The organism is Flavobacterium kochi, assembly GCF_048286715.1.
In the GTDB taxonomy this organism is placed as follows: Bacteria; Bacteroidota; Bacteroidia; order Flavobacteriales; family Flavobacteriaceae; genus Flavobacterium.
The window spans coordinates 95,046-117,354 of sequence record NZ_JBLVPW010000006.1; the positions used below are offsets into that span (position 1 = coordinate 95,046).

The 22,309-nt window shown below is 35.3% G+C and carries 17 protein-coding genes; 8 read left to right on the forward strand and 9 right to left on the reverse strand.

Annotated features, from left to right (window positions below; all coding sequences use genetic code 11):
• Window positions 1-82 precede the first annotated feature (82 nt).
• Window positions 83-520 carry a TM2 domain-containing protein gene (locus tag ACNQGH_RS07130; RefSeq protein ID WP_417955292.1) on the forward strand — a complete coding sequence of 146 codons (438 nt, stop codon included), beginning with the start codon at window positions 83-85 and terminating at the stop codon, window positions 518-520.
• Here the strand turns inward: ACNQGH_RS07130 and ACNQGH_RS07135 are convergent.
• Complete coding sequence (locus ACNQGH_RS07135; protein WP_417955293.1) at window positions 426-2,228, reverse strand: GNAT family N-acyltransferase; 1,803 nt, start codon at window positions 2,226-2,228, stop codon at window positions 426-428. The two genes, ACNQGH_RS07130 and ACNQGH_RS07135, sit on opposite strands and share 95 nt — an antisense overlap.
• Before the next feature lie 203 nt (window positions 2,229-2,431).
• On the opposite strand from ACNQGH_RS07135, the gene ACNQGH_RS07140 reads away from it, so the two are divergent.
• The 3 genes from ACNQGH_RS07140 (at window position 2,432) to ACNQGH_RS07150 (ending at window position 5,552) form a co-directional block, all read left to right on the forward strand.
• Window positions 2,432-3,193, forward strand: a complete 762-nt coding sequence (locus ACNQGH_RS07140; protein ID WP_417955294.1) for an exodeoxyribonuclease III — start codon at window positions 2,432-2,434, stop codon at window positions 3,191-3,193.
• Between the two features lie 218 nt (window positions 3,194-3,411).
• Window positions 3,412-4,353 (forward strand): OmpA/MotB family protein, encoded by a 942-nt coding sequence (locus tag ACNQGH_RS07145; RefSeq protein WP_417955295.1) that lies wholly within the window; start codon window positions 3,412-3,414, stop codon window positions 4,351-4,353.
• Between the two features lie 161 nt (window positions 4,354-4,514).
• A complete protein-coding gene (locus tag ACNQGH_RS07150; protein ID WP_417955296.1) occupies window positions 4,515-5,552 on the forward strand; it encodes an NADP(H)-dependent aldo-keto reductase in 1,038 nt (345 codons plus the stop codon).
• A 48-nt stretch (window positions 5,553-5,600) separates the two neighbouring features.
• On the opposite strand, the gene ACNQGH_RS07155 is transcribed toward ACNQGH_RS07150, so the two are convergent.
• The 8 genes from ACNQGH_RS07155 to panC form a co-directional block, all read right to left on the reverse strand.
• On the reverse strand, window positions 5,601-7,568 hold the full coding sequence (locus ACNQGH_RS07155) for a transglycosylase domain-containing protein (RefSeq protein ID WP_417955297.1): 1,968 nt from the start codon (window positions 7,566-7,568) through the stop codon (window positions 5,601-5,603).
• A gap of 210 nt (window positions 7,569-7,778) precedes the next feature.
• Window positions 7,779-8,219: a hypothetical protein gene (locus ACNQGH_RS07160; protein ID WP_417955298.1), complete on the reverse strand. Its 441-nt coding sequence runs from the start codon at window positions 8,217-8,219 to the stop codon at window positions 7,779-7,781.
• Window positions 8,220-8,274: 55 nt separating this feature from the next.
• On the reverse strand, window positions 8,275-8,679 hold the full coding sequence (locus tag ACNQGH_RS07165) for a hypothetical protein (protein ID WP_417955299.1): 405 nt from the start codon (window positions 8,677-8,679) through the stop codon (window positions 8,275-8,277).
• Window positions 8,680-8,966: 287 nt separating this feature from the next.
• A complete protein-coding gene (locus ACNQGH_RS07170) occupies window positions 8,967-10,610 on the reverse strand; it encodes a carboxylesterase/lipase family protein (RefSeq protein WP_417955300.1) in 1,644 nt (547 codons plus the stop codon).
• Between the two features lie 183 nt (window positions 10,611-10,793).
• Window positions 10,794-12,155: a DNA repair protein RadA gene (gene radA / locus ACNQGH_RS07175; RefSeq protein WP_417955301.1), complete on the reverse strand. Its 1,362-nt coding sequence runs from the start codon at window positions 12,153-12,155 to the stop codon at window positions 10,794-10,796.
• Entirely contained in the window at window positions 12,155-13,303 is a 1,149-nt protein-coding gene (locus tag ACNQGH_RS07180; RefSeq protein WP_417955302.1) for an alpha/beta hydrolase, read from the reverse strand. The genes radA and ACNQGH_RS07180 overlap by 1 nt, the downstream gene beginning before the upstream one ends.
• Window positions 13,304-13,497: 194 nt before the next feature.
• Complete coding sequence (panD, locus tag ACNQGH_RS07185) at window positions 13,498-13,848, reverse strand: aspartate 1-decarboxylase (protein ID WP_417955303.1); 351 nt, start codon at window positions 13,846-13,848, stop codon at window positions 13,498-13,500.
• A 14-nt stretch (window positions 13,849-13,862) separates the two neighbouring features.
• A complete protein-coding gene (gene panC, locus ACNQGH_RS07190) occupies window positions 13,863-14,741 on the reverse strand; it encodes a pantoate--beta-alanine ligase (protein WP_417955304.1) in 879 nt (292 codons plus the stop codon).
• Window positions 14,742-14,819: 78 nt separating this feature from the next.
• On the opposite strand from panC, the gene ACNQGH_RS07195 reads away from it, so the two are divergent.
• The 4 genes from ACNQGH_RS07195 to ACNQGH_RS07210 all read left to right on the forward strand — a co-directional run bounded on the left by ACNQGH_RS07195 (window position 14,820) and on the right by ACNQGH_RS07210 (window position 22,292).
• Window positions 14,820-15,626 carry a glycogen/starch synthase gene (locus tag ACNQGH_RS07195; RefSeq protein ID WP_417955305.1) on the forward strand — a complete coding sequence of 269 codons (807 nt, stop codon included), beginning with the start codon at window positions 14,820-14,822 and terminating at the stop codon, window positions 15,624-15,626.
• A 21-nt stretch (window positions 15,627-15,647) separates the two neighbouring features.
• Window positions 15,648-17,240, forward strand: coding sequence for a DUF4270 domain-containing protein (locus ACNQGH_RS07200; protein WP_417955306.1), 1,593 nt, complete (start codon window positions 15,648-15,650; stop codon window positions 17,238-17,240).
• Between the two features lie 8 nt (window positions 17,241-17,248).
• Window positions 17,249-19,096 (forward strand): glutamine--fructose-6-phosphate transaminase (isomerizing), encoded by a 1,848-nt coding sequence (gene glmS, locus ACNQGH_RS07205; protein ID WP_417955307.1) that lies wholly within the window; start codon window positions 17,249-17,251, stop codon window positions 19,094-19,096.
• Between the two features lie 361 nt (window positions 19,097-19,457).
• Entirely contained in the window at window positions 19,458-22,292 is a 2,835-nt protein-coding gene (locus ACNQGH_RS07210; protein WP_417955308.1) for a TonB-dependent receptor, read from the forward strand.
• The last annotated feature ends 17 nt before the right edge of the window (window positions 22,293-22,309 follow it).

Genomic DNA, 22,309 nt, shown 5'->3' on the forward strand with positions numbered 1-22,309 from the left:
ATATAAATTCGAAAACCGAGAAAATAGTGTAACAATTTTATATTTTTAAACCAAGAAAAACAAATCAAATAACGGCCAATCTATGGAAAATTCGAAACAAGAAGAATGGAATAATCCACAACCAGTTCAACCAGACAATAAAAAACTTGCAGTAGGACTCCTTGCTATTCTTTTGGGACCTTTGGGGATTCATAAATTCCTTTTAGGCTATACAACCGAAGGAATTATATGGTTGGCAATTAGTCTTTGTACTTGCGGAACGGTAACAGGTATATTAGGAGTAATTGAGGGAATTCTATATTTAACAAAATCAGACGAAGAGTTTTACCAAACGTATCAGGTAGGTAAAAAAAGGTTGGTTTTAAAGCATAAAAAATCCCGAAATAAAAATTTCGGGATTTTTTTTATAATTCCGCATGCTGCAGTCAATCTTCCTTTTCAGTTAGTTTTCGTTCCAGTTCTTTCTGAAATTCTTCCATTACTGGTTTCATCGTACTTTCAGGAATATCTGCAATTCTAATGTACATCAATCCGTCAACGGCATTGTTAAACAAGGGATCCACATTGAAAGCAACAACTTTTGCGTTTTGTTTGATGTATTTTTTAATCAAAACCGGCAAACGCAAACTTCCTGGTTCCAGTTCATCAATAATTTTATCAAACTTATTCAAATCTGATTCGGCTTCGTCAAAAATGAAATCCTTATCGGCATCCTTTAGTTTTACTTTATATGCTTTCTTCGGGTGAATGTATTGCGCAATATACGGATCGTAATAATTCGATTTCATGAATTCAATCATCAGCGATTTTGAGAAATCTGAAAACTGATTGCTGATGCTCACACCACCCAGTAAAAATTTATGTTCCGGATAACGCAACGTGGTATGCATAATTCCTTTCCAAAGCAAGAAAAGCGGCATCGGTTTCTGTTGGTATTCTTTGATGATGAAGGCACGACCCATTTCTATGGATTTGTGCATCATATCATACAATTCAGGTTCAAATCGGAAAAGATCGTTGAGGTAAAAACCATTTATTCCATATTTGGGATAGATTTCCGAACCCAATCCCATTCGGTAAGCGCCTGCAATTTTATGGGCATCATTGTCCCATAAAAACAGATGATGGTAATATTGGTCGTGTTTGTCTAAATCAATGGATTCATTTGTTCCTTCGCCCACTTCTCGAAAAGTAATTTCTCGAAGTCGACCAATTTCGTGCAAAATATTTGGAATTTTAGATGCTCTAGCAAAGAAAACTTCGTAATTTTTACTTTGTAAAAGTCGGCAATCGGTACTTCGCAAGGCGTCTACTTCCTTAATCATTTTGTCCTGACTAGCGGCAGTAACAATTTTTTTCGGACTTTTAGCAATCTTTAAAGTTGGTGTCGGTAAAAAAGGAATTTCTTTTTCGAAAGGATTCGCAAGCATATATGTTTTCTTTCTTAAAAATTCGGAGTATTCCTCCAGCGTAGAGAACTCATTTTGTTCACTGACAGAAATTGGTTTGCCAATACGTACTTTAATCACACGATGCTTTTGACTAAACACTTCTGAAGGCAGTTTTGCTGTTCTAAAAGTTCCGCTTATTTTAGAAAGAAGATAGAATAATCGACTGTTCTTAGCATGGAAATAAATAGGTACAACAGGAACCTGCGCTTTTCTAATTACTTTTATAGCACCTTCTTCCCAAGGTTTGTCCACCATTAATTTTCCATCTTTATAGGTAGAAACCTCGCCTGCCGGAAACATTCCCAACGGTTTTCCATCACTTAAATGACGTAATGTTTCTTTTATTCCTACCACACTAGATTTGGTATCCTTATGATTTTCAAAAGGATTCACGGGCATAATGTATTTTTTGAGAGGTCTGATCCGATGCAAAAGGAAATTGGCGATAATTTTGAAATTAGGTTCTCTTTCGAGCATTAATTTCAATAATAAAACACCATCAATTCCTCCCAATGGATGATTTGAAATCGTGATGTAGGCACCGTCTTTTGGTAAGCGTTTTAAATCCTCTTCCGGGATTTCGAATTTTATTTGTAAATCATCTAATATTCCGTTTAAGAAATCAACATCTTTCAAATGTTTATTTCTGTTGTATACTTTGTTTAAGGTAGAAATTTTTAACACTTTCATAAGCATCCATCCGGAAAAAGTACCTATAACTCCGTACTTATCTACATTTATCGCTTTCGCAACTTCTTTGGCGGTTACTAAACCCATGTATTTTTTGTTTTTAGAGCAAGAAACAAAGATAGCAAAAAACTCCATTTTCTCTATTTTTCTGAATCAAACTTATACTTTTTTATTACATTTGAAACCGACATACAAACAATATAATTTTTTTCGATAAAATAGAAAATTGGGTTCCTGATAACTACAGGGGAAAAAAATATTTTTTCGAAAGAAATTCAAAAATTACTTTAATGAGAATTATTTCATACAACGTCAACGGAATCAGAGCCGCCATTTCAAAAGGATTTATCGACTGGCTGCAACATGCAAATCCAGATATTATTTGTCTTCAGGAGATTAAAGCAACCGAAGATCAAATACCGGTTGATGCTATCACAAAGGCTGGATATCCATATCAATATTATTATTCAGCAACAAAAAAAGGCTATAGCGGTGTCGCCATTCTCTCTAAAATCAAACCCAATAATGTAGTTCATGGGACCGGAATTCACCACATGGATTTTGAAGGAAGAAATCTTCGGGCTGATTTTGATGGCTTTTCTGTGATGAGCTTGTACTTGCCGTCGGGAACAAATATAGAGCGGTTGGATCATAAATTTATGTTCATGGATGATTTTAAGAATTATATAGACGAACTTAAAAAAGAAACTCCAAATCTTATTATTTGCGGTGATTACAATATTTGTCACGAAGCGATCGATATTCACGATCCCATTAGAAACAAGAACATTTCGGGATTTCTGCCGCAAGAAAGAGCGTGGCTCGACCGATTCATGAAGTCTGGATTTGTGGATAGTTTCCGCCATTTCAATAGTGAGCCACACCAATATTCGTGGTGGAGTTATCGTTCCGGAGCAAGAGCAAATAATAAAGGCTGGCGCATCGATTACAATTTAGTTAGTGATTCCTTAAAACATAAACTAAAAAGAGCCGTTATCCTCCCGGATGCAGTACATTCCGACCATTGCCCCGTTTTAGTAGAAATTGAGTAGTAATCGTGAGCGCAGTCGAGCTCTTTCTTCCTGTTACAGATGAAATTCACAGAAAACAACAGAAAGGATTTTCACTTTTAGCGCGTATCATCACATTAGCTGTTTTTAATACATACACGGCTTAAAAAAAAATGGCGATAGGAAAGAAGTGGTACTGGTTTTGCTAAATATTCAGCAGTTTTAGGATATACATTATTTAATAGTAAACACAAACAAAAATGATAAAAAGAATTTCCATCGGATTACTAATACTAGCACTTTCAACTTCCTGTGTATCTAAGAAAATATACAATGATTTAGAAAGCAAGTTCACCGATTTAAAAAAAGAAAATAGAAGTTTAGCCGATGATAATGCCGATTTGTTGAAGGCTAAAAATCAATTAGAACTAGATCGCGATGCCTTAAAAACAGATTTGAGCAAATCAAAATCTGAGTTGGATAAATTGAAAGCAGATTATGCCGCGGCTCAAAATAAATTTAAACTTTTGCAGGATTCCTACACTGCTCTGGAAAAAAATAGCAGTGATGCTTTGCAAAGCAACATGAAGAAAAATCGTGATTTGTTGGAACAATTAGACGAGAAAGCAAAAGCTTTGGCTCTTGAACAAGAACGTTTAAACAAAAGCGCACAACGTTTAGATGAGTTGGAATCTTTGATTGCGGCCAAAGAGGCCAGTATGAAAAAACTAAAAGAAACACTGTCTAAAGCGTTGAATAGTTTTGAAGGAAAAGGATTGACAGTTCAACAAAAAAATGGGAAAGTGTATGTCTCTATGGAAAACAAACTACTTTTCAATTCTGGAAGTTGGGCAGTAGGTTCCGAAGGAAAAAAGGCAGTTGTGGAATTAGGAAAGGTATTGGGAGATAATCCGGAAATTTCTGTTTTGATAGAAGGACATACGGATGATGATGCCTTTGCAGCTTCGGGACCAATTGCCGATAACTGGGATTTATCCACAAAAAGAGCCACAGCAATGGTTGCCATTTTGAGTGAAAACAAAAAAATCAACAAACAGAACTTAACCGCTGCAGGCAGGGGTGAATTTTCTCCTTTAGTGAGTAATTCAACCGCTGAAGGGAAAGCTAAAAATCGAAGAATTGAAATAATTCTTACGCCGAGATTAGACGAAATTTCTAAAATGCTGAACGATATTAATTAAAAAAGTCGAATGGTTAAAAGATACAAAGGTTCAGAGTTTTTACTTTGGGCCTTTTTTTATCAAAGCGTTTCTAAAAAATCTGTTAACTGGAAGTCAAAGACTGGCAATAAAATATACATTTGTATCTTCTGAATCTGATATTTAAATCCCAAATTTTAAAAATGAAATACACTACTTTACCCAATACCGATATAAAAGTCAGCAAAATTTGCCTTGGAACCATGACTTTTGGACAACAAAATACAGAAGCTGACGGTCATGCTCAAATGGATTATGCTTTAGAAAAGGGAATCAATTTTTTTGATACGGCCGAGATGTATTCTGTTCCAGCACGACAGGAAACCTACGGCAGTACAGAGAAAATTATTGGGACTTGGTTCAAAAAGACAGGCAAAAGAGAAGAAGTAGTTTTGGCTTCAAAAATTGCGGGACCTAATCCCAATTTTACTTACATGCGCGAGAAAAGTGATTTTTCGCTGGCCAGTATCACGTATGCATTAGACCAAAGTTTACTCCGATTACAAACGGATTATATTGATTTGTATCAGTTGCATTGGCCGGAACGCAAAACCAATTTTTTTGGGCAACGTGGTTTCAAAGTACAGGAAGATGCTTGGGAAGATAATATTCAAATGGTTTTGGAAGCCTTAGACGGTTTTGTCAGAGAAGGAAAAATCAAACACATTGGACTTTCTAATGAAACACCCTGGGGAATTATGCGTTTTTTGGAGGAGAGTAAATACCATAATTTGCCAAAGATAAAAACCATTCAAAATCCGTATTCATTATTGAACCGACTTTTTGAAGTGGGTTCTGCTGAAATTTGTATGAGAGAGAATGTTGGATTATTGGCGTATTCTCCGATGGCTTTTGGTGTTTTATCCGGAAAATTCCTAACGGGTGAAAGTCTTCCAAACGCCAGAATCAATTTGTTTCCGCAATTTTCACGATACAATAGTGCCCAATGTACCGAAGCTACTCGACTGTATCAGGAAATTGCAAAGAAAAATGGACTGACTTTAACAGAAATGTCTTTGGCATTTATAGAGCAGCAGCCGTTTGTAACCAGCACGATTATTGGCGCGACAACATTGGAACAATTAAAAGAAGACATCGATACAATTCATGTCTTACTTTCAGATGAAATTCTAAAAGCAATTGACGAAGTTCAAGCTGTAATTCCCGATCCAGCACCGTAGATAATACCCCCGTCAACGTTCGAAACGCTGACGGGGTATTCTATAGAATTAAAGATCGAATTCTTCATCAACTGCCAAAGAATCGATTTTTATTTGTGTGGTATCCTGAACTTTTATTCTTAGAAATGATTTTGCCGGCCCTGAAATAATTACAGGTTGTGATTTGTAAATCGTATCTTCAGGACTTAGCAGGCCTCTTCTTAGCATAATATTGGTTAAAAAAGATTCTTGTTTTACAGCAAAATCTTTTAGATTTCCCTGATCGTTAAATTGATACATGAATTTTCTTGGGCTTGGAATAATACGGGCAAGATACAGACATTCATTGAATGTCAATTCCGAAGGACGCTTCTGGAAATAAAACCTGCTTGCTTCGCCGATTCCATATACATTCGGCCCCCATTCAATGATATTAAAATATACTTCAAGCATGCGTTCCTTGCTTACAATTCTGTTGTTTTCCAGAATGTAAACCAGCAAAATTTCTTCCAGTTTGCGCGATACTGTTTTTTCTCGGGTAAGAAAAACATTCTTTATCAGCTGCATGCTGATGGTACTGGCTCCGCGGGAAAACTTTTTAGTTTTAATATTTTTAACGATGGATTGTTTGAATGCCTCGCTGATAAAACCATGATGCGAAAAGAAAGAAGGATCTTCGGTGGTTAAAACGCATTTTCTTAAATAAGGAGAGATTTGGTCCAAAGGCGTATAATTTGGATTCGCCGAGCCAACTAAAACGGGACGTTGCAGTATATTTTTTATAAGCGCCCGATATACAAATTCTCCATTGAGTTTATTCAGATTGGCTTCTCCGTATTTTGTAATTTTTAGATTTTCTTTATTCAGTTTGCTGTCAAAAACCAGTTGGTTGGGTTTGTTTTTATTGAATATGAAATTCAAATTGTAATCAAAATTACCTTCGGCTTCCATGCCTTGAAAATGGGTAAATAAACCATCAGGAAGCGAAGAAATAAAGTCCTGCGCTTTCATTTTTGGGATAACCACTTTGAGTTTGTAAAGGGTGTCTTTTTCGGTTTCGTAAGCTACATAAGGATGAAATTTTACGTTGTTGAACTGAACGGTTGAAGTGCTGTCAATTGAGATGAAATCAGAACCTAACAGGAAGCGGTAATCGAATTTGGCGTTTTTGATTATAACATCTTTATTGGCAATTTTTTGATGATTTACTTTTAAATTGGCGATAGCCATAAAACCATCAATATGAAGTTCGTCGCCATCTTTATCTATGTTTTCAATATTTAACCTAATGAAGTCAAAGCTCGATTTCAGATTGAAACGTTCGTCAAAATAAGGAACTTTGATGGCGCCGGTGTCAATATTTACGAAACGAATATCCGCTTTTTTATTTCTTGGATCGGCAAACCCTTTGATTTTCCAGTGTTGTGTAAAAGTATTGGTTTGGACCTTTATCGAAGTTTCGAGTTGCTTGTTAACCAATCGCAATTTCTGAAAATTTATCGTTGCTTTTTTTCCATTATCATCGAGTCGAAACGAAAGATTTTCCAAAATCATATCTGTTGGAACTAAATTTAGTGCTTTTGAGATGATTCTATAGGCAAATTGAGCATAATTTCTTTTTTCGTTTCCTATTTCTGTTTGCTTGTCTTTTTTTAGAAAAGCATCAAAATTTCTCACTTTCCCTTTCTTTACAAGCTGTACTAAACCATTCTTGATTTCTAAAGTTCCTAGTTGTACATTACCTATTGCTAATTGCCACAAATTGACAGTCGTTTTCAGTTTTTGTATTTTAAAAAGAGTATCGGCATTTTTTGGCGCTACTACTATGTCGGAGAGGTCTATACCTGAGATTCCTTCAAAAGAAGCTTTTTTTACGGAGAAAGTACTGTTGTAATCAATTTCCATTTCATTAGAAATCTTAGCAATAGTCTGTTGTAAAACCGCGTCACGGAAAACGTAAAAAGCAATAATCAGCGCAACAAATACTACACAAAGTATTTTTGTCGTTAGAATTATTTTTTGTTTTCCGGTTTTCATAAACAGTTTTGTATTCTATAAAAAAAAGCTAAGAATTATGTCGCTTGGAATCTCGCTTATAAAGAAAAGGAAAATAATACAAAAGGAAAGTTTTTTATGGTTTTCTTTAGAATTTTGATGCATAAAAATGATTTTATTTTCTTTAAAAAGCATAAAAAAACTACAACCTAAAAAGCATTGTAGTTTCTAAATTGATTTGTCGGAGTTAATTTAACTTTTAGGTTCTGGTTTTTTATATTCAAATGGATTGTAGAATCGGCGGACTTTTTCTACAATTTCATTTAGGGTCATTTTGTCGGCTGTTTCCACTGATTTCAGTTTTCCTGGTTCAATCAAATTACCATCTATTAATTTTTGTTCCAGTTTTGTTTTGGTTTGTGCCGGACCAAAAACAAAGAGTTCATCAGATTTTTTAACATAAGACAACACTGACTTTATAAAATAATCCAGTTCTTGTTTTTTTCGGTCATCAAATTTTTTATCGCTATTGCCATGATGACTTCCCGAAAAGGTCCCTTTGTTGCCTTCCTTATTATGATAAACGCTGTTTTCAACATCAGAATCTATTTCGGTGATTTTTTCTGTATCGCCATCAAGAGCAACAATTATTGCTTTTGAGGAGTCTATCCAAATGCCAGTTTGTTTTTTCATGTCTTTGATTTTTATGTTACAGTAGATTGTTTTTAAAATCGCTTTAATTGCAATATTATTGTATCAGAATAGTGCTTAGTTGACTTATGAAAATATGTTCCGATGTGTTTTTTTCTAAAAAAGAATTCGCAATAGCATTTGCAGTTTTTAGAATCAAAGTGATAACCTCTGAGGTAAACAAGTGTTCATGCTCTTTTCTGAAAATTTTAAAATCAGGAATTACCTGTTCAGTATCCCATTTATTGGCTACAAGCCAGTCAAAAACAATTTCAATTTCATACGCTGCGTCATCTCCAAATTCATTAAAAGTATTTTCAAGCGGAAGCCATTCTGTTTGTACAATTTTTTTGAGTTGTGCGATTTCTTCTTTACGAACGCTTTTATCTATGGCCGCAATGCAATAAAACACTTTTCCTAAGTGTTCATAAAGGCGAGTCATAGTTTGGTGTGATGGTTTCATTTTTCAATCTTTAGATAAAAAAACAGTAGATAAATTTACAACAAAATAATCAATCTTATTCCTGATTTTTTATTTTTATTAAGCAGAATATAAATTTAGTGATATACAGTCGTCTGACTTTCAGATAAAAACAACAAATTACGAGATTTGTTGACCTGAAACTATTTAATTGGTTCCGAACCTCTTTTTTAATAAGACACTTCTTAAAAAACGCCTGATGTATAACCCAAAAAAAAAGGATGCCTTTTATTTAAGTACATCCTCTTCTTTATGAAATTCGGAAATAATTATTTTTTCGAATATTCTTTTTCTAAAAACAGGTAACGGGCATCATTTTCAGCTCTTTGTGATTTCGAATTTACATCAATAATCATGATTTCCGGGTTTCCTTCGTTTTTTGCTATAGGCCAAACAGGAAGTTTATCTCCGTTTGGATTTCCTGTTTTAATGAAGTTTGCAAAAAAGTTCATCATCGCATCAGAAACTTTGAAATCATCTTCTGTCCAGGCATAATTTTTATTTGTTGCCAAATTTCCCATGGCATATTCGATTTCTGCAGAATGAACGGCTCCTTTAGATTGCGGTGCTTTCGGAGTATTTTTGTCTTTTTTAATGACGCCACCTGCAAGACCTGCTTCAAGTTCATTGTCGCGCATTTCTGGTCTGGGATGTGCATAATAATAGCGATATACGGGTTGCGAGCTGTTTTTTCGATGTAAATCGAACCATTTCCAGGTGCTGTATGCAATGAACCGGTCACCCGCTAAATCTGTGGCGGATTGCTCCGTTATTTCGGGCGTTCCTGCGGGATATAATTTTAAGACTTCCTCGGCTTGATTGCCATATAATTCCTTGATTTTTTGAATATAATTTTCATTGTTCAGATCTTTACCTGCCAGTAAAGCACGGTAGTTCATTTCCTCTGAATTCCATCCCAACAACAGAGGAACCATAGCTTGTTGTCTGGCTTCAAAAATTTCTGGCAAAGATTTTGGTAAAAAGTAACCATCGATGGTGGTTTTGAAAACACCTAAACTTGTTCCGGCTGATTTTTGATACAATTCAAAAGTGGACATAGCACGAAGCTCTTTTAATGATGTAGCTCCAATTTTTTTGGCAAATTCGAGGCCTGTTTTTTCGCCTTCGAGCAAAGGGACCGGAGACAAGGTAGGGAAGATGGAACCGCCGCTTTCGCCAATAGCTCCTGCAACAAGTCCTTTTGATAAAGGGGAAGCCATTTGAGCGCTAACGGCAATAGAGCCTGCCGATTCTCCAGCAATGGTGACGCGTTTTGGATCACCTCCGAATTTTTCTATATTCGCCTGTACCCACTTCAGGGCGGCATTTTGGTCTAATAATCCATAATTTCCTGAAGCATGATTTGGGGATTCTTTGCTCAGTTCAGGATGGGAGAAAAATCCCCAAATCCCTAATCTATAGTTAACCGTTAGCGTTACAATTCCTTTTTTTGCCATATTTTCGCCATCATAACGATTTTCTGATCCATCGCCAGCGGCAAAACCGCCACCATAGAAATAAACTAAAACGGGCAGTTTTTCGTTAACGGATTTGGCGGGAGACCAAACATTAAGATACAGGCAATCTTCGCTCATGCCATCACTTCTAAAACCCATATCACCGAATATATTGGATTGGATTGCTCTCGGTCCGAATTTTTTGGTTTGTTTTACACCTGGCCAATTCGTTGGAGGTTGAGGAGCTTTCCATCGTAAATTGCCCACTGGTGGCTGTGCAAAGGGAATTCCTTTGAAGTTTTGAATATTCGTTTTAACATCGAATTCGCCTTCGATAATTCCATTTGAAATGGCGATCTGGACAGGGAAAGCATTTTGGTTTTCCGCATGCTGGGCTTTGGTAAAGAAAGGAATTAACAGTAGCGTTAGCCCAACGCATTTTATTTTTAGATTCATAGTTTATTTGGATTTTATAGGGTATTGTTATTTGTTTTCATAAAGGATAAATTGTTACAAATAAAAACTAAAGAATACATTTATTTCATTTGTTTTTGAAATGGTGTGATACATCTAGAATCCATTCGCGATTACGAATTAACAGACTTTGGCCAATATCATTATATGGAAATAAATACAATACTATCCAAATAATTCGCTTGCAATGTCTTCAATCTTTGCGACCAATCGAATTTTGATTACCGTATTTTTCAGGGCAATTTTATTATATTTGGATACAAAAATGGTTGAAAACCCCAATTTTTCTGCTTCTTGTATGCGTTGGTCCACGCGATTTACGGGACGTATTTCACCAGAAAGGCCAACTTCGCCGGCAAAGCAAAAATCTTTATTTACCGGAATATCCTCATTCGATGATAGGATGGCTGCCACAACCGCTAGATCTATCGCAGGATCATCTACAGAAATACCCCCCGTTACGTTGAGGAAAACGTCTTTGGCCCCCAAGCGAAAACCAGCTCTTTTCTCTAAAACTGCCAGAATCATATTCAATCTTTTGGCATTATAACCCGTTGTGCTGCGTTGCGGTGTTCCGTAAACGGCGGTACTTACCAAAGATTGAATTTCGATCATCAATGGTCGCATGCCTTCAAGTGTGGAGGCAATCGCGGTTCCTGATAATTCTTCGTCTTTGTGTGAAATTAATATCTCAGAAGGATTCGAAACTTCTCGTAAACCATTGCCGAGCATTTCATAAATACCAATTTCTGTAGTCGAACCAAAACGATTTTTTAACGAACGTAAAATGCGATATACGTGATTTCTGTCTCCTTCAAATTGCAGAACGGTGTCCACCATATGCTCCAGGATTTTTGGCCCGGCAATGTTCCCATCTTTGGTAATATGGCCAATAAGAATTACAGGGATATTGGTTTCTTTGGCAAATTTTATCAGTTCTGCCGTAGTTTCACGTATTTGAGAAATACTTCCCGGTGTCGATTCAATATAATCAGTATGAAGCGTCTGAATGGAATCTATAATCACGATTTCAGGCTGTATGGCTTCAATTTGTTTGAAAATATTTTGAGTTTTGGTTTCGGTAAGAATATAACAGTTGTCTCCGCTTGGCGTGATTCTTTCAGCACGCATTTTTATTTGTTTTTGACTTTCTTCACCAGAAACGTACAAGGTTTTATAAGGTAATTTTAAGGATATCTGAAGTAAAAGTGTGCTTTTTCCGATTCCCGGCTCGCCACCTAAAAGAATGAGAGAACCCGGTACGATTCCGCCACCAAGCACCCGATTGAGTTCGCCATCAGTACTATCCATACGGATTTCCTGTGTGGAATCAATTTCGTTTATTTTCAATGGTTTTGGCGCTTTATTACTGGATGTGGATTCACTTTTCCAGGCTATTTTTTCTTGTTTTTGAATGATTTCTTCCGCTATAGTATTCCATTCTTTACAAGAATTACATTGGCCTTGCCATTTGGCATATTGCGCTCCGCAGTTCTGACAAAAAAAAGTAGTTTTTACTTTTGACATTATTTTTTTGGTGTTAGACTTTTCATATCGTCATATTTTTGATACATCATGTCTTTGGTTAAAGTCCCGATTTCTTCTAATTGTGAAGCTGTTTGATATGATTTTGCTGCTTTTTTTGTGTCACCTGTTTTTTCATACATAAGTCCTAATTCATAATCAGCAAGCATGGATTTCGGATAGTTTTTCTTTGCAATATCAGACAGTTTGTCTAATTCGGGATAGGCTTTGTTTTTCAGAATTGCAGCTTCAATTGCTTTGAAATCATTTATTCGAATAGGAATTTTTAAACCTAAATTTTTTGATAGAACGTCGTATTTATTGGTCAAATAATCGACATAGCCAGCTTGAAGTATGGCGATTTTTTCTGTATATTCAGTTGATGAAATAGGCTTATAGGAATCAAAAAATTGATACAAAGCATTTGGAATCGAATAAAGTACAAGGGAATAATGTGATGCTCCTCTAAAATCATCAAACTTGTAATTTATTAAAGGATTTGTAACCAGTTTCATATTCTGGTTCAGATTTTTTATAGGTTCCTGAAGTTTTTTTACATCACCATCTCCAGTAGATTGATAATAAAAAATGGGCTGTTTAATATTTGAAAGTTTTTCTGGAATACGGTTTTCCATGCCTGGAGCAAGTTCCGGACTTAAAGAAATATAGGCATTGAATAATGGTACGTCTTTGTATAAGAAAAAGTTTAAATAACCTGCTGTAGTATCATGTCCTGCAATAATTCGAAAGGGTGCGATACGGTATTTTTTTTCAAGATATGGAAGTAATTCACCTCCGATAAATTCAAAAAATTGAGCCCCTTTTCCTGATGGCAGGCCATCTGTTGCGTCATAATTACTATCCTCTGTCCGTTCGTCTTTTTTATTTTGACTGATGCCTACGATTATAGTTTCTGGTAAATCGTCCCAATAAGTGCCGTAGTTTAAAGCGCCGTAGAATGGGTCAAACAGGTAATCTCCATCAAGTAAAATCAGTATTGGATATTTTTTGGTTGGATTTTTTTCATAGGAGGACGGTAAGCCAATTGTGATTTCCCGACTTTCACCTAGTTTATTTGAATCGAATTGTTGGATTGTTTTTTGAGAAAATACTGAAATAGAAAAGAGTAATAAGAGTAATGTCTGTTTCATGATTTTTGATGTTTAGAAATTTAATTTATTCTAAATGGAGCAGCAATATAATACTTTTATTAAAATAGAAATAGCAAAAAATAACGCAGTCCCAAAACGGAGATGGCTTGCATTTAATTTTGGGAAGTATAGTTAGAGCATATTCCTGGAAAAGAGGGTATAAAGAGCTCTTAGGATTTAAATTTCTAAAACAATTAGGTCAACGAATTGTCATTTTCATTTGGAAAAATAATCCAGGGCTTGAAGGTTTTTGCCTCTTCAAATTCTAAAATTGCATAGGATATAATGATAATGATATCATCTTTTTGCACTTTTCGGGCAGCTGGACCATTTAGCGTTATGGTACCTGAATTTTTCTCGCCTTTGATAGCATAAGTATCAAAGCGCTCTCCATTGTTGATGTTTACAATGGAGACTTTTTCACCTTCGATGATGTTAGAAGCGTCTAATAAAGCTTCGTCAATAGTAATGCTTCCGATATAATTTAAATCGGCTCCAGTTACCTTTACTCGGTGTATTTTTGATTTTACGACTTGAATTTGCATGGTACAAAAGTAAATTAATTTAATGAAATGGTGTCAATCAAACGGATATTGTTGACAAAAACGGCTATAAAAGCACGATATTTTTTATTTTTGTCTTTTCTGACGCAAGGCAAAAGCGTGGCTTCATTTGCAACCACGAAATATTCTAATTTAAAAAGAGGGTTATTCTCGAACGCTTTTTGAACCCATTGTGCTACCGATTTGGCACTGTCTGTTTTGAATTTTTCTTTCGCAATGGTTAGTGTTTTATAGATTATCGCTGCTTCTTTTCGTTCCTGTGCTGATAAACGTTCGTTTCGCGAACTCATGGCAAGATTGTTGGATTCCCTGAAAATGGGACAACCAATTATAGTTACTTTTAAGTTGGCTTTAGCAACCATTTTCTTGACAATTTGCAATTGCTGAAAATCCTTCTCGCCAAAATAAGCATTTGTAGGTTCTACAATTTCAAAAAGATGTTTTACAATAGTCCCAACGCCATTAAAATGTCCAGGTCGGAATTCTCCTTCCATTTGATGCTCCAGTCCATCGAAATCAAAAGATTGGGACTTGGGTTGCCCATCGTAAATATCTTCAACAGTCGGAGCATACAAAATGATTTTTGGACTCAATGCAGTAAGTTTTTTCACATCTTCTTCTAAAGTCCTTGGGTATTTTGCTAAATCTTCCGGATTGTTGAATTGGGTAGGATTTACAAAAATACTCACTATAGTATTTTCATTTTCCAGTAACGATTTTTGCATCAAAGCCAAATGACCTTCATGTAAAGCGCCCATAGTTGGAACAAATCCAATGGTGGAATCTGAAGTTTTGATCGATTTCAAATAGTCTCTCAAAGCTGCTTTTCCATAGAAAATATGCATGGCGGTATTATTAAAATTAAATGCAAACATAATATTTTAGTTAATAACTGCATAAATTTTTGTAATTTTGCGTGGTTTTTATTACCAATAAACTAAGTAAATTACAATATGAAAGATAAGAGGATATTATATGTATCATCTGAAGTGGTGCCTTATCTCGCTGAAAATGAGGTTTCTTTAATGTCTTACGACGTTCCAAAAATGATTAATGATCAGGGAGGGCAAATAAGAATTTTCATGCCTAGATATGGAAATATAAATGAAAGAAGACACCAATTACACGAAGTAATTAGACTTTCGGGGATGAATTTGGTAGTAAATGACTTAGATATGCCATTGATTATTAAAGTGGCTTCAATTCCTAAAGAGAGGATACAGGTTTACTTTATTGATAATGATGAATATTTCAAAAGAAAAGCCACATTTACAGATGAAGAAGGGGTCATGTATCCAGATAATGATGAGCGGGCAATTTTCTTTGCAAAAGGAGTTGTAGAAACCGTAAAAAAATTGAATTGGGTTCCGGATATTATTCATGTTCACGGATGGATGGCAGCCATGTTACCAATTTATCTGAAGCATTTTTATAAAAATGAAGCTTTATTTTCAGAAACAAAGATTGTTACCTCAGTCTATAGTCAGTCCTTTGAGGGAACTTTAGATGTAGAAATGATTAATAAGGTAAAATTTGACGGTGTTCCCACTGAGGCAATTGCAGATTTAGAAATTCCGAATTATGAGAATATTATAAAAGCAACGGTTATGCATTCCGATGCTGTCATAATTGCTTCAGAAAACCTGTCTTTAAGTTTAACAAAATTTATAGAATCTTCCGGTAAACCTTTTTTACCTTTCGTCCCGAAAGACAAATTCGCGGAAGCGTATACTAATTTCTATAAAAACGAAGTTCTTTAAATTAAACTTTTATTATTAAATATGTACAATACTTCTTTTTTCAAGAAAATGCTGGTTTTGGCTAGCATTATTCTTTTGTATTCATGTGATAAAGATTATAATGTAATTGGTGGGGATTTAATTGGTGACAACCACTTTGACCTTAGCAAGTATACATCAAGTGTAGTAGCTTACAATCAAAAAACAGGACCTATTCAATCTAATGATCTTGTTATAAATCCATTGGGGATTTACAATAACCCTAATTTTGGTGAAACTACTGCCAATTTCAATACGCAATTGACTTTGTCTTCTCCTATAACTGCAGTTAGTACCAGGCCTTATGTGGTAAGCGTGGTTTTGACGATTCCTTATTATTATGACGCTTCAAAAACGGTTACAAATACTGATGGGAGCCATGTTTATACACTAGATTCGATTTATGGAGCAGATAAGGCGCCAATGAAATTAGGAGTATATGAGTCCGGATATTATATGAGAGACACTGATCCTACAGGTGGATTTCAGCAACCCCAAAAATATTTTACAGATCAAAATGCTGATTTTGATAATGTAAAAGTGGGAAGCCGTTTAAATACGGATGCCAATTCGGCTCAGAATGATAACTTCTTCTTTGACGCTGCTGAGCATGTTGTAAGCACAACGGACTCTATTACGAAAGTAGTCACGATTACAAGAACGCCTCCGGGAATGCAGTTGAATTTGAATAAAAGTTATTTTAAATCGAAAATTATTGACGGTGCAATAGCGGGCAAATTAGCTTCAAATGATGTTTTTAAAGAGTACTTCAGAGGAATTTATTTTAAAATGGAGAAATCGGGAAGTAGCGCCGGAAATTTAGCGATGTTGAATTTCAAGGCTGGAAAAATCACGATTAATTACAATGAAGATTTGGCTTCGACAACCGGTGGTGATCCCACGAGAGTTAAAAAAAGTATAGTTCTTAACATGACAGGAAATGCTGTGAGTTTGTTGAATAATAATTTTGGAAGTAGCGGACTTGCTTATAATGCGTTACCAAATACTGGAAATACTGTAGCTGGGGATGAAAAATTATATCTAAAAGGAGGGGAGGGTTCTTTGGCTATTCTAGATCTTTTTAGTACTGCTGGCGAACTGGAAGACATAAGAAGTAAAGGTTGGCTGGTTAATGAAGCGAATCTTGTTTTTCATATAGATGCAGGTGCAATGGCAAATAGCTTTGAGCCAAGAAGAGTTTATCTGTATGATTTAACAAATAACAGACCCGTTGTTGATTATTATAATGATGCATCGACAAATACTGATGCTAAAAAATCAAAAATGGTATTTGATGGCAATATAAATACTGATGCAACATCCAAAAGAGGCGTAACCTATAAAATCAGAATTACAAATCAGATTAGAAACCTTATTAGGAATGCCGATTCAACAAACGTTAAGTTGGGTATTGTGGTTACGGAAGATATAAATACTGTTGCTTCTTACAAAATGAAAACTCCAAATTCATTTATTTCTCAAGCTCCAAAAGCAAGCGTAATGAATCCGTTAGGGACAATACTTTATGGTGGAAAATCAACAGTTCCAGAAGACAAAAGATTAAAACTTGAAATTTTTTATACAAAACCTAATTAAGAAAAATTATGTGCGGAATTGTTGGATATATCGGATATAGAGAAGCTTACCCTATTGTAATAAAGGGGTTGAAACGATTAGAATATAGAGGTTATGACAGTGCGGGCGTTATGCTATATGACGGCGAGAACTTGAAGATTTCTAAAACTAAAGGTAAGGTGGTTGATTTGGAAGCGCGAGCCTCTAAAGAAATCTCAATAAATGGAACGATAGGAATGGGTCATACGCGTTGGGCGACACATGGCGTTCCAAACGATGTTAATTCTCATCCTCATCTTTCTAATTCAGGTGATTTGGCTATAATTCACAATGGAATCATTGAAAATTATGCTCCGTTGAAAAAGGAGTTAATCAAAAGAGGCTATGTCTTTCATTCTGATACAGATACTGAAGTTCTTGTAAATCTTATAGAAGAAGTTCAGAAAAAAGAAAAATTAAAAATTGGAAAGGCAGTTCAGGTTGCTTTAAATCAAGTGGTCGGTGCGTATGCAATTGCAGTTTTTGATAAAAAGAATCCGGATGAAATTGTTGCGGCACGTTTAGGAAGTCCGTTGGCAATTGGTATAGGTGAAGGGGAATATTTTATCGCTTCTGATGCTTCTCCATTTATCGAATATACATCCAACGCTATTTATTTAGAGGATGGTGAGATGGCAAACATCAGGTTGCATAAACCAATGAAAGTGAGAAAAATTAAAGATGATTCTTTAGTTGATCCTTATATTCAAGAGCTTCAAATGAATTTGGAGCAAATAGAAAAAGGCGGGTACGATCACTTTATGTTGAAAGAGATTTATGAACAACCAGATGTTATAAGAGATACCTATCGTGGAAGGCTTCATGCCAATGAAGGAATTATCCAAATGTCAGGGATTGAAGATAATTTAGAAAAATTCCTAAATGCAGACAGAATTATAATTGTGGCTTGTGGCACTTCATGGCATGCAGGTTTAGTCGCAGAATATATATTTGAAGAGTTTGCAAGAATTCCGGTAGAAGTGGAATATGCTTCTGAATTTCGATATAGAAATCCTATAATAAATAGCCGCGATGTAGTTATTGCAATTTCACAATCGGGTGAAACTGCTGATACAATGGCTGCCATTAAATTAGCTAAAGAACATGGTGCATTTGTGTTTGGGGTTTGTAATGTAGTTGGTTCTTCTATTTCAAGAGAAACTCACGCGGGTGCTTATACCCATGCCGGACCTGAAATAGGTGTGGCTTCAACAAAAGCATTTACTACACAGATCACTGTTTTGACAATGATGGCGCTGCGTTTGGCCAAAGCGAAAGGAACAATGTCTAACACTGACTTTCATAGGTATTTGCAAGAATTAGAAATTATTCCTGAAAAAGTTAAAGAGGCTTTACAAACAAATGACAGAGCAAAAGAAATTGCGGCTGTGTTTAAAGACGCTCCTAACTGTTTGTATTTAGGAAGAGGTTATAACTTTCCGGTAGCTCTGGAAGGCGCATTAAAGCTTAAAGAGATATCCTATATTCATGCGGAAGGTTATCCCGCAGCTGAAATGAAACATGGTCCAATAGCATTAATTGATGAACATATGCCAGTAGTGGTTATTGCGCCAAAACAAGGTCATTATGATAAAATTGTAAGTAATATTCAGGAAATTAAATCCAGAAGCGGGAAGATTATTGCGGTAGTAACCAAAGGCGATACTCAAGTTCGTGAATTGGCGGACTATGTAATCGAAATTCCAGAGACATCGGATGCGCTGTCACCGTTAATTACTACAATTCCGTTGCAGCTTTTGTCCTATCATATTGCTGTGATGAGAGGATGTAATGTAGATCAACCTCGTAATTTAGCAAAATCAGTTACGGTAGAATAGTAAGATATTGTTTGCTTGAGATATACAAAACCTCGAAAGATTTTTCTTTCGAGGTTTTTTTATGTTTGTATGCGTTAATTTGAAAAAATAGCTTAAAAAATGATTTTTTTTCGTGGCCAATTCACTTTTATTAAATAGCTAATAATTAATAAAATTATTAAGATTAATGTATTTATTATATGCGTGCATAATGTTATTTTGAATTTTTTACTTAATTTTTAACAAAAAGCAAAAAACAAAAATTGTAGAATAAGTTTAAATGATTCAAAATCTTTGATAATTATGAAATTTTAAAGCCTGTTTTTTATTAATATCAAAAATATTTGTATTTTGGCGTCATAAACCAACAAATTATATCCCAATGAGAGTGTATTTACTTTTTTTGTCATTGTTTTTTTGCAACCTAACATTTGCTCAAAACACAATTTCAGGCATTGTTACAGACAGTAGCAATCAGCCTATTCCTGGAGCCAACGTCAAAATTGTTGGAGAAACCGCAGGTAGCATTACCGACTTCGATGGAACATTTACTTTAAAATCATCAAAAACACTACCTTTTGTGCTTACTATTACAAGCATAGGTTACAGTTCTCAAAAAATAACGGTTTCTTCTAATAATCAAAAAGTAACGGTTAAGCTAGGTGATGAAGAGACAAAACTGAATGAGATTGTCGTTTCGGCTTCAAGAACCCCAGAAAGAGTATTGGAATCTCCGGTTACCATTGAAAGAATGAGCATTGCGGATATTAAAAAGACTGCATCTGCGACTTTTTATGATGGTTTAGAAAACTTAAAAGAAGTTCAAATGAATACAAGCAGTTTGTCTTTTAAATCAATAAACACTCGTGGTTTTGCTACGGTTGCCAATACCCGTTTTATGCAATTGGTTGACGGAATGGATAATTCTTCGCCATTATTGAATTTTGTATTGGGAAATATGATTGGAGTTTCTGAAATAGATGTTCAAAATGTGGAGTTGTTGCCGGGAGCATCATCTGCCTTATACGGAGCAAATGCTTTTAATGGTATTTTGTTTATGAATAGTAAAAGTCCATTTACAAGTCAAGGAATTACAGCTTATGCAAAGTATGGACAGACAGTTCAAGATGCAGCTGGATCAAATGATTTTGTTGATTACGGCGTAAGAATGGCGCATGCTTTTAGTTCAAAATTGGCTGGAAAAGTAAACTTTACTTACATGCATGGTACGGATTGGCATGCTACAAACTACGATGACAAGACTGTTCAGGGAAGAGATAGAAGTCATGTAAATTACGATGGTATTAACGTGTATGGTGATGAAGTTACCACTAATATTAAAGGTGTTGGGCAATCATTGGCGGCTTTGGGTTTAATATCTCCGGCAGCGGTGAATTTACTTCCAAATTATAATGTAAGCAGAACGGGGTACAATGAAGTAGCTTTAACAGACAACAAAGCAAGTAATACTAAAATTGATTTTTCACTTCATTATAGGCCTTTTGGGAATGAAAATTTAGAAGTTATTTGGCAAAGTAAATTTGGTTTTGGAAACGCAGTTTATCAAGGAGCCAATAGATATTATTTAAATGATTTTTTTATGCAACAGCATAAATTAGAAGTAAAAGGGAAGAACTTTTTTGTAAGGGGTTATACTACTAATGAAGATGGAGGGAAATCGTACGATATGCTTTTCACAGGAATCAACATCAATAGAAAATGGAAAGATGATAAAACATGGTTTGGACAGTATGCAGGAGCTTACATTCAATCTACTTTAGCGGGGATGACCTCTGAAAATGCACATATAATAGCAAGGAATACGGCGGATACGGGAAGGTTGCTTCCGGGGACTCCTGAATTTAAAGCTGCTTTTAATACTGTAATTAATGAGCCAAGTGTGCTTACAGGTTCAAAACTGGTAGATAATTCTAAAATATATCATTCTGACGCTAATTATAATTTTAAAGACATTATAAAATTTGCTGAGATCCAAGTTGGAGGATCTTTTAGGCTTTATGAATTAAATTCTCATGGTAGAATTTATACAGATGCGAATGGTCCTATTAATTATAATGAATATGGTGCTTATACCCAGTTAACAAAAAGATTTATAGATGACAGATTGAAATTTACAGGATCTGTTCGCTATGATAAATCAAAAAATTTCGATGGTAGTGTTTCTCCGAGAGTCTCTCTTGTGTATTCTGGTGGAGAAAGTAAAAAACATAATTTCAGGGCTTCTTTTCAAACGGGATTTAGAAATCCATCAACACAAGATCAGTATATTGGATTTAATGTGGGAAGTGCGATATTGCTTGGTTCAGCACCAGATAATTTAACAAGATACAGCGAGACTTTACCGGTTGCTACTACAGTTGGGCAAGCTTTTGCTGGTGGAACCTCAGTTGTTATGACAGGTTTGAATGCTTACAATAATTCATACACTGCTTCGTCAGTGGGGGCTTTTAGTGCTTTAGCATCCAGCAATCCTATTGCTGGGTCTGCTTTGCTAAGAAAAACAGATGTAAATTATGTAAAACCTGAACAGGTGAAAGCATTTGAAATAGGATATCGTTCATTTATAGAAGATGTGTCTATTGATATCAATGGGTATTATAATATTTATAATGATTTTATCGGTAATCTGAATGTGGTCGCTCCTTTTTATGGTACAGCACAAGATGCTCCAAATCCTTTAGGAGGGCCGACGGATTCCGGAGCACAGTCACTACATGCACTTCAAAATGGTAACTACAGAGCCTATCAATTGTATACGAATACCGATATAGAAATCAAATCACTTGGCTTTGGTCTTGGACTTTCTAAAAAAGTATATAGAAATTTTGAAGTTGGCGTGAACTATAATTATGCGGAATTTAAATTCGATCAAGAAAAAGATCCAAGTTTTGAAGCGGGTTTTAATACTCCAAAACACAGGGTAAAAGCATCATTTGGAAACGAAAAGTTATTTGATAATTTTGGATTTAATATAAGTGGAAGATGGAATAGCGAGTATTTGTGGCAATCTACAATGGTAGATGGTATGATTGACGCGGCTACTGTAATTGACGCTCAGGTTAATTATAATATGCCAAAGCTAAAATCAACTCTTAAGTTAGGGGCTTCAAATATTGGAGGAAAAGAATATACTCAAGTGTTAGGTGCAGGATTAATTGGACAGCAGTTTTTTGCTTCTTGGACAATCAACCCGTAATTGAGTCAATAATTTAA

What these genes read in the sequence shown, in the direction of transcription:
- ACNQGH_RS07180 (WP_417955302.1), bottom strand. Translation starts at nt 13,303, where the DNA reads ATGAAACAGACATTACTCTTATTACTCTTTTCTATTTCAGTATTTTCT.
- ACNQGH_RS07130 (WP_417955292.1), top strand. Translation starts at nt 83, where the DNA reads ATGGAAAATTCGAAACAAGAAGAATGGAATAATCCACAACCAGTTCAA.
- ACNQGH_RS07135 (WP_417955293.1), bottom strand. Translation starts at nt 2,228, where the DNA reads ATGGGTTTAGTAACCGCCAAAGAAGTTGCGAAAGCGATAAATGTAGAT.
- panD (WP_417955303.1), bottom strand. Translation starts at nt 13,848, where the DNA reads ATGCAAATTCAAGTCGTAAAATCAAAAATACACCGAGTAAAGGTAACT.
- glmS (WP_417955307.1), top strand. Translation starts at nt 17,249, where the DNA reads ATGTGCGGAATTGTTGGATATATCGGATATAGAGAAGCTTACCCTATT.
- ACNQGH_RS07145 (WP_417955295.1), top strand. Translation starts at nt 3,412, where the DNA reads ATGATAAAAAGAATTTCCATCGGATTACTAATACTAGCACTTTCAACT.
- panC (WP_417955304.1), bottom strand. Translation starts at nt 14,741, where the DNA reads ATGTTTGCATTTAATTTTAATAATACCGCCATGCATATTTTCTATGGA.
- ACNQGH_RS07140 (WP_417955294.1), top strand. Translation starts at nt 2,432, where the DNA reads ATGAGAATTATTTCATACAACGTCAACGGAATCAGAGCCGCCATTTCA.
- ACNQGH_RS07170 (WP_417955300.1), bottom strand. Translation starts at nt 10,610, where the DNA reads ATGAATCTAAAAATAAAATGCGTTGGGCTAACGCTACTGTTAATTCCT.
- ACNQGH_RS07150 (WP_417955296.1), top strand. Translation starts at nt 4,515, where the DNA reads ATGAAATACACTACTTTACCCAATACCGATATAAAAGTCAGCAAAATT.
- ACNQGH_RS07160 (WP_417955298.1), bottom strand. Translation starts at nt 8,219, where the DNA reads ATGAAAAAACAAACTGGCATTTGGATAGACTCCTCAAAAGCAATAATT.
- ACNQGH_RS07155 (WP_417955297.1), bottom strand. Translation starts at nt 7,568, where the DNA reads ATGAAAACCGGAAAACAAAAAATAATTCTAACGACAAAAATACTTTGT.
- ACNQGH_RS07200 (WP_417955306.1), top strand. Translation starts at nt 15,648, where the DNA reads ATGTACAATACTTCTTTTTTCAAGAAAATGCTGGTTTTGGCTAGCATT.
- ACNQGH_RS07210 (WP_417955308.1), top strand. Translation starts at nt 19,458, where the DNA reads ATGAGAGTGTATTTACTTTTTTTGTCATTGTTTTTTTGCAACCTAACA.
- radA (WP_417955301.1), bottom strand. Translation starts at nt 12,155, where the DNA reads ATGTCAAAAGTAAAAACTACTTTTTTTTGTCAGAACTGCGGAGCGCAA.
- ACNQGH_RS07195 (WP_417955305.1), top strand. Translation starts at nt 14,820, where the DNA reads ATGAAAGATAAGAGGATATTATATGTATCATCTGAAGTGGTGCCTTAT.
- ACNQGH_RS07165 (WP_417955299.1), bottom strand. Translation starts at nt 8,679, where the DNA reads ATGAAACCATCACACCAAACTATGACTCGCCTTTATGAACACTTAGGA.